At 25.8% G+C, this 8,454-nt stretch carries 6 protein-coding genes; 5 read left to right on the top strand and 1 reads right to left on the bottom strand.

The window, feature by feature from the left end; translation table 11 throughout:
- The 5 genes from mutS to Q5F54_RS07675 all read left to right on the top strand — a co-directional run.
- Window positions 1-2,795: DNA mismatch repair protein MutS (mutS, locus tag Q5F54_RS07655; RefSeq protein ID WP_331562530.1), on the top strand; the 2,795-nt coding region annotated here is incomplete at its 5' end.
- A gap of 77 nt (window positions 2,796-2,872) precedes the next feature.
- Window positions 2,873-4,984, top strand: coding sequence for a DNA mismatch repair endonuclease MutL (mutL, locus tag Q5F54_RS07660; RefSeq protein WP_302334177.1), 2,112 nt, complete (start codon window positions 2,873-2,875; stop codon window positions 4,982-4,984).
- Between the two features lie 16 nt (window positions 4,985-5,000).
- Window positions 5,001-5,933, top strand: a complete 933-nt coding sequence (gene miaA / locus Q5F54_RS07665) for a tRNA (adenosine(37)-N6)-dimethylallyltransferase MiaA (protein ID WP_288306690.1) — start codon at window positions 5,001-5,003, stop codon at window positions 5,931-5,933.
- A 72-nt stretch (window positions 5,934-6,005) separates the two neighbouring features.
- Window positions 6,006-6,263 (top strand): RNA chaperone Hfq, encoded by a 258-nt coding sequence (hfq, locus tag Q5F54_RS07670; protein WP_071120158.1) that lies wholly within the window; start codon window positions 6,006-6,008, stop codon window positions 6,261-6,263.
- A gap of 109 nt (window positions 6,264-6,372) precedes the next feature.
- Entirely contained in the window at window positions 6,373-7,206 is an 834-nt protein-coding gene (locus tag Q5F54_RS07675) for an AIM24 family protein (RefSeq protein ID WP_288306691.1), read from the top strand.
- A 54-nt stretch (window positions 7,207-7,260) separates the two neighbouring features.
- On the opposite strand, the gene Q5F54_RS07680 is transcribed toward Q5F54_RS07675, so the two are convergent.
- A complete protein-coding gene (locus Q5F54_RS07680) occupies window positions 7,261-8,121 on the bottom strand; it encodes a YitT family protein (protein ID WP_302334178.1) in 861 nt (286 codons plus the stop codon).
- Between the last annotated feature and the right edge of the window lie 333 nt (window positions 8,122-8,454).

Raw genomic sequence — 8,454 nt, forward strand, 5'->3', positions numbered from 1 at the left:
GATACCCTGACTGTATATTATTCTTTAGACTTGGAGACTTTTATGAAATGTTTTTTGAAGATGCTATAGTAGCTTCAAAAACACTTGAAATAGCATTAACAGGAAAATCATGTGGCCTAGAAGAAAGAGCCCCTATGTGTGGGATACCATTTCACAGTGCCAATTCATATATATCAAAATTAGTAGAAGCAGGATACAAAGTTGCAATAGGTGAACAATTAGATGATCCACAAACAACTAAAGGTATAGTAAGAAGAGATGTTATAAGAGTTGTAACACCAGGTACTGTACTTGAAGGAAGTTTACTTGAAAATAAGAAAAATAACTATCTTTTATCACTATATATAAAAGGTGATTTATGTGGATTAACTTATGTTGATATAAGCACTGGAGAAGCAAATGCAACATACCTTTCTACTGATAAAATAGTAGAAGAAATTGCTAAGGTTCATCCAACAGAAATAATAATAAATGACTTAAACTTTATACCTAAACTTCAAAATATAGCAACAATAAGTAATATATATATAAATGAAAGTTTTGACGAAAAATATTTAGATGAAAGTATTCTTAATGAGTATTTTAGCGATGAATATTTAAGCAATATAAAATTTGATGATAAAGATTTAATAAAATATAGCTTATCTATACTTTTAAACTATATATTTAACACTCAAAAGCAAGTTACATCAAATATAAATAACATAAATATATACAACTCAAGTGAATATATGGTACTTGATATGTTTACAAGAGTTAACCTTGAACTTACGGGGACTATAAGAGGAAATAAGAAAAAAGGTTCACTTTTACATGTATTAGATAAAACATCTACTGCTATGGGGGGAAGACTTCTTAGAAAGTATGTAGAAGAGCCATTAGTTAATAAAGTTAAAATAGATGAAAGATCAAATGTTATACAAGAAATTAAAGATGACTTTATGCTTCGTGAAGACTTAAATGAAATCTTAAAAAATGTATATGATATAGAAAGAATATGTGGAAAAATTGCCTTTGAAAAAGTAACACCAAAGGAAATGATTCACCTTAAAAATTCTATAGAAAAATTACCGATATTAAAAGATACTATAAATTCATCAAGTGCATCTATGCTTAAAGAGTATATAAAAGACTTAGATGATTTAAATGATTTATACAACCTTATTAATCAGTCTATACTTGAAGAACCATCAATAACATTAAAGGATGGTAATATAATAAAATCAGATTTTAATGAAGAATTAAAAGAGCTTCGTGACATCTCTAAAAACGGAGCATATATGATAAAAGAAATCGAAAATGAAGAAAGAGAAAAAACTGGTGTTAAATCCCTTAAAATAGGATTTAATAAAGTGTTTGGTTACTTTATCGAAATAACTAAAGCTAATTTAAATACTGCTAAAATTGATGAGTCTTATATAAGAAAGCAAACACTAAGTAATGCAGAACGATTTATAACTCCTAAGCTTAAGGAAATAGAAGATAAAATACTAAATGCTGAAGAAAAGATTAAGTCTTTAGAATATGAAATATTTGTAAATATAAGGAATGAAATATATAAAAATATAGATAGAATACAAAAAGTATCTAAAACTATAGCAAATATAGATGTATTTGTATCATTAGCTACTGTAGCTTATATAAACAATTATGTAAGACCTAATATAAATGAAGATGATAAATTAGATATAAAAAATGGTCGTCATCCAGTAGTTGAAAATATAGTGGGAGAAGAAAACTTTGTTCCAAATGACACTTATTTAAATACTGGTGAAAATATAATAAACATAATAACAGGACCAAACATGGCAGGTAAGTCAACATATATGAGACAAACAGCAGTAATTGCTTTAATGGCACATATTGGTTCATTTGTTCCAGCAGAATATGCAAATATACCAATACTTGATAGAATATTTACAAGAGTTGGAGCAAGTGATGATTTATCTCAAGGGCAATCAACATTTATGGTTGAAATGAGTGAAGTGTCTCATATACTTAAAAATGCTACAGATAAAAGTCTAGTAATACTTGATGAAATCGGAAGAGGGACAAGTACTTATGATGGTATAAGCTTAGCATGGTCGATAGTTGAGTATATTCAAAGTAAAATAAAATGTAAAACATTATTTGCAACACATTATCATGAATTAACTGACCTTGAAAATGAATTTAGCGAAGTTAAAAACTACTCTATAGCAGTTAAAGAAGATGATGATAATATAATATTCTTAAGAAAAATAATACCAACTGGAGCGGATAAGAGTTATGGTATATATGTTGCAAAACTTGCAAAGCTTCCAGATGAAGTTATAAATAGATCAAGAGAAATATTAAGTGATTTAGAAAAAAATCACATATACAATAGTGTAGCTATAAATAAAGATATTGATAGAGTTTTAGAAACTATAAATAATGCAGAAATTTCATCAAGCAATAATGATAAATTATATATTGAGAATATAGCAAAACTAGAAAAAGAAATAAGTTATTTAAAAGAAAATAGCTTTAAAGAAGAATTCGAAAGTTTAAAATTAGAACATGAATCTTTAGTTAAAAACTATGAAGATATTAAATCTAAAAATGATAAATTAACTATAGAAAATAAAGATTTATCTAAAAAAATTAAAGATAATGAAGCAAATTCACAAATAGCAGTAACTCAAATGAGTTTCGACACTATAGGTGATAACAATTTAAAGGATGAAATATTAAACTTAGACTTGCTTAATATGACTCCACTAGATGCAATAAATGCATTATATTCATTACAAAAGAAAGTTAAAAACAATTAAGAGTTGAAGAACCCTAAAATTAATTTTAAATTAGCGAAATATATTAAGCTAATACGTTAGAAAAAGGGGAGGACAATATGAATAGAATTAATATACTAGATGATTTAACTATAAATAAAATAGCTGCAGGAGAGGTGGTTGAAAGACCTTCTTCTGTAGTTAAAGAATTAATAGAAAATTCTATTGATGCAGGAAGTACTAAAGTAGTTATAGATATACAAGATGGTGGAAAAAAACTTATAAGAATAACTGACAATGGTTGTGGGATAGCATCTAGTGAAGTTGATAAATCATTTTTAAGACATGCTACAAGTAAGATTAAAAATATAGATGATTTATATGATTTATATTCTCTTGGATTTAGAGGAGAAGCATTAGCATCTATTAGTGCTGTATCAAAACTTGAAATGGTAACTAAAACAAAGGATGAGCCTATAGGAACTAAAGTAATAGTTGAAGGTGGAAAGGTAGTATCTAAAGAGCCAGTAGGAACTCATAATGGTACAACTATTATAATAAAAGATATATTTTTTAATACACCAGCTCGTCAAAAGTTCTTAAAATCAACTCATGCTGAAACTATAAATATAAGTGATTTAATAAATAAACTTGCAATAGGAAATCCACATGTTCAATTTAAATATGTTAATAATAATAAATCTATGCTTACAACACCAGGAGATAACAAATTGTTAAGTGTTATAAGAAGTATATATGGAAAAGAAATTTGTGAGAATTTAATAGAGATAAATTATGAGTGCAAATATTTTAAGATAAGTGGATATATAGGAAACAACAATATATATAGATCTAATAAAAACTTACAACATATATATATAAATAAAAGATTTGTAAAAAGTAAGATAGTTTTAGATGCTATAAGTGAAGCTTATAAAGGTATTATACCTATCAATAAACATTCAATATGTTTTATACAGTTAACTATAAATCCAGCTAGTATAGATGTAAATATACATCCAACAAAGCTTGAAGTTAAATTTGAAAATGAAAAGGAAATGTATATTGAACTTAGAGATATACTAAGAAAAACTTTACTCTCAGTATCATTAATAGGAAAATATGAAACATATGATAAAAAAGAAGAAACTAAAAATATTTTAGTAAAAGAAAATAGCAATCAAAGTAAAAACATATATAAAAATAAAGAGTTTGAGGATATAAAAGTAATTGAGAAAAATTACGAAAGGCCAATAGATTCATTTATGTCATTTAATGATATTATAAAAAGTGAAAATAACACAGAAAAAGATAAAGAATATATATATGAGAAAAAATCAACAGCTAATATAAATGAATTAGATAATATAAAGATAATAAAAGAAGATTCTAGTTCTGAATATATAATAGAAGGTAATATTAGCTTAGAAAATTCTTTTTCTATTGAAGATATAGAAAAGTTAGATAAAGAAAAAGAATATCAAGAAAGCTTATATAATCAGGATAATGAGTATGAAGAAAATAATTTAACTTATAAGTCTAGTAGTGAATATATAAATAAAGATGAATATAGTAGTAAATTTACAAAAGAAATAGGAAAAATAGAGGACAATATTCAAGAACAGTTTTTTGAAGAAACTCCATCTAATAAGTTTTCATTAGCAGGATATAATGTTATAGGAACAATATTTGATACCTATATAATATTGTCTAAAGGAAACTCTATGTATTTGCTTGATCAACATGCAGCCCATGAGAAAATACTTTATGAAAGATATATGGACAAGTTCTATAAATCTAGTATAAATATGCAGATGTTACTAGATCCAATAGTGCTTGAATTATCTAATATAGATATGTTACATGTTGAAAATAATTTAGATTTATTTATGAAATTTGGTTTTGAAATTGAATTATTTGGTAAAAATCATATAATGATAAGATGTGTACCAACTATATTCGGTGTTCCTGAATCTGAAAAATTTATACTACAAATAATAGATAATATAGAAGAAATAAAAAACAACTATGAGTTAAAAGGAGAAAAATTTGCATCTATGGCGTGTAGAGCAGCTATAAAAGCAAATGACAGAATTCAAAGTATGGAAATAAGAAGTTTACTTAATGAACTTGAAACTTGTGAAAATCCTTTTACATGTCCTCATGGTAGACCAACAATAGTAGAAATAACGAAAACAGAAATAGAAAAAATGTTCAAACGAATTATGTAGTTTAGAGAGGATTAATATGAAAAAAATTCCAATTATAATACTTACAGGACCAACAGCAGTTGGAAAAACTAACTTATCAATAGACCTTGCAAAAGAGCTAAATGCTGAAATTATATCTGCAGATTCAATGCAAATATATAAATATATGGATATAGGAAGTGCTAAGATAACAATCGATGAAATGCAAGGAGTAAAACACTACTTAGTAGATGAAGTAACTCCAGATTATGTATTTTCAGTTTCTGAGTTTCAAAAAAGGGCAGATGATTATATACAAAAAATAAATAAGGATAATAAAAAAGTTTTAGTAACAGGAGGAACTGGACTTTATTTAAATTCATTAATTTATAATATGGATTTTGCAAAATCTGATGCAAATAATGAGCTTCGAGAAAAATTAAGAATAGAACTTGAAGAAAATGGAATAGACTATATGCATAATAAATTAAAAGAATTAGACCCTGAAGCTGCACAGAGAATCCATAAAAATAATACTAAAAGAGTTATAAGAGCTCTTGAAGTTTGTTTAAGTGGAGAAAAGATGAATGATTTTTCTAAGGACTTAAAGTTTAATGAAAAATATAATCCTATAATAATAGTTTTAAATAGAGAAAGAGAACATCTATACGAAAGAATAAATAAGCGTGTAGATATAATGATGGATAATGGTTTAATAAATGAAGTTAAAAACTTACTTAAAATGGGATATACAAAAGATATGATATCTATGCAGGGTATAGGATATAAAGAAATAATAAAATATTTAGATGGTGAGTATACATTAGATGAGGCTATAGACATAATAAAAAGAGACTCAAGAAGGTATGCAAAGCGTCAGTTAACTTGGTTTAGAAGATATGACGATGCTAAGTGGTTTAACTTAGATGAATATAGTGACAGTCAAGTACTTAAAAATGATATAATTATGCATATTGAAAAAATGCTATAAATTATATAAAATATAATAAAAGGAATGGTAAATTTTACTACTTCAATTAAATTATCGGGAGGATATATACAAATGAAAAATACAGCTATAAATTTACAGGATTTATTTTTAAATAATGCTAGAAAAGAAAGAATACCTGTTACAATATATTTAATGAATGGGGTTAAAGTAAATGGACAAGTAAAAGGGTTTGATAGTTATATAATAATGTTAGAAGACGAAAAAAGACAACAAAATATGATATATAAGCATGCAGTATCAACTATACAACCATCTAGACATATAAATATGCAAAATAATAATCAACAAAATAATGGATTTAATAAATAGATAATAAATATATTGATTTTTGAGTAATAAGAGATATATGATATAATGTATATACAATATTTTAATTATAAGATTCAAGCTTTAATAGATAAATAATAAGGAGATTGAAATGAATAGATTAGATGAAAAGATAAGTATAATCGACAGTATATCATATGATGGTGTAGATTTTGAAATAATAGCATACAATAATCTAGAAGGAGCTCAAAATGTAGAAACAGCTATGGGTCTATTTTTTGCAAGTCAAGCTGGATTAAAAATGAAGCAAGTAAGAATAAAGTTAAATAATAGTGCAGTAAAAACTGAAGCAGGAGCACTTTATTACTATAAAGGAAATATACAATCTAAAAGTAATATTGGTGGTGTAGGAGGTCTTTTTAAAAAGGCTGTTTCAGGAAGTATAACAAATGAAAGTGCTATAAAGCCTACTTATAGTGGAAGTGGAGAGATTCTTTTAGAACCATCATATAAACATTATATAATAATGGAATTAAATGATGAAAGTATAATCGTTGATAAAGGAATGTTTTATTGTTGTTCAGAGGATATAACTGTTAAAGGAGTTATGCAAAAAAATATTTCATCAACATTACTTGGAGGAGAAGGATTATTTCAAATAGAATTAACTGGTTCAGGGGTAGTTATACTTGAATGTAGTGTACCAAAGTCAGAAATAGTAGAATGTGAAATAAGTAAAGGTCAAGAATTAAAGGTAGATGGAAACTTTGCTATAGCTAGAACTAAAGGTGTAAACTTTAGCGTTACAAAATCAGATAAAAGTTTATTTGGTTCAGCTATAAATGGTGAAGGATTCTTAAATACATTTAGTGGTGAAGGAAAAGTTTGGATAGCTCCTACTCAACCTATGTATGAAAAAATGAGATATGGTCTTCCAACCGATAATAATTCTATGAATAACCCAACACCTCGTCAAAGAGGTTAATATTAAATGCCCTATAGGATAGATTCTTATTATCTAGACTATAGGGCATTTACATTAAACATTTATATTAGAAAAACCTTCGCCTAAGGTCTCGTGAACATCAGATACTATAATAAAAGCATAGGGATCAATAGATTTAATAATTTTCTTTAAAGTTACAACTTGACGCTTTGCAACAACTACTAATATAATATCTTTTTCATTTTTAGTATAACCACCTTCACCTTTTAAAATAGTTACACCTCTTTCAAGTTTGTCCATTATAGAATAAGTAATTTCATCAGATTTGTTAGATATAATAGTAAATGATCTTGAATAATTAAATCCATCAACTATAAAATCAGTAACTTTAACTGTAAGAAATAAAGCCAATCCAGAATAAAGTGCTATTTCAATCTCCTTAGATACTATACCTGATAAGAAAATAACTATAAAGTCAGCTATCCCCATTAATACTTCAATACTTATAGACGGTAAAAATTTATTAACTAAAAGTCCAATTAAGTCTGTTCCTCCAGTAGTACCATTGATTCTAAATATAATTCCAAGCCCTATTCCATTTAATACAGATCCTACAATACATGCAAGTAATGGGTCATTTGTAGCATTTATATTACTTAGTTTTGATGTAAAATTTAGACATAAAGTAAGTAAGAGAACTCCAAGTAAAGTTTTTATGATTTCTTCTTTAGATAATATTTTGTAAGCAATTATAAAAAGAGGAATATTAAAACATAAGTTAAGTACCCATAAAGGAACACCGCTAATTGAATTTATAACAATTGATAAACCAGTTATACCACCAGGTGCTATTAAGTGAGGTTCAAAAAAGACACTTAGGGAAAGTGACATAAAAAAGCAACCTACAGATAAAAATAATAATTCCTGTAAAAATTTGATGTTTCTGCTAAACATAAAAATCTCACCCCCTATAATAAATTTTATATAAATAGAATTTTATTGTATGTACTTACATTATAATAATATATGCGTTAATATTTAAAATAATGAACATTTGAAAAAATAATAATAAAATGATTTACAGGTATATAGAATAAAAGTTAGATAAATTATTGAGCAGGTATTAAAATATTATTAATAAATAAAAGGATATGGATAACTTATAGAATATAGTTAGCTTATATATATTTTACAAAATCAAAATATATATAAGTTATTTATTTTTAGTTTATATTATATATTGGAATATTGAGAAACTATTTTTAATAGTATGAATAGGAATATAAT

This window comes from uncultured Romboutsia sp., assembly GCF_958366745.1.
Lineage (GTDB): Bacteria > Bacillota > Clostridia > Peptostreptococcales > Peptostreptococcaceae > Romboutsia > Romboutsia timonensis.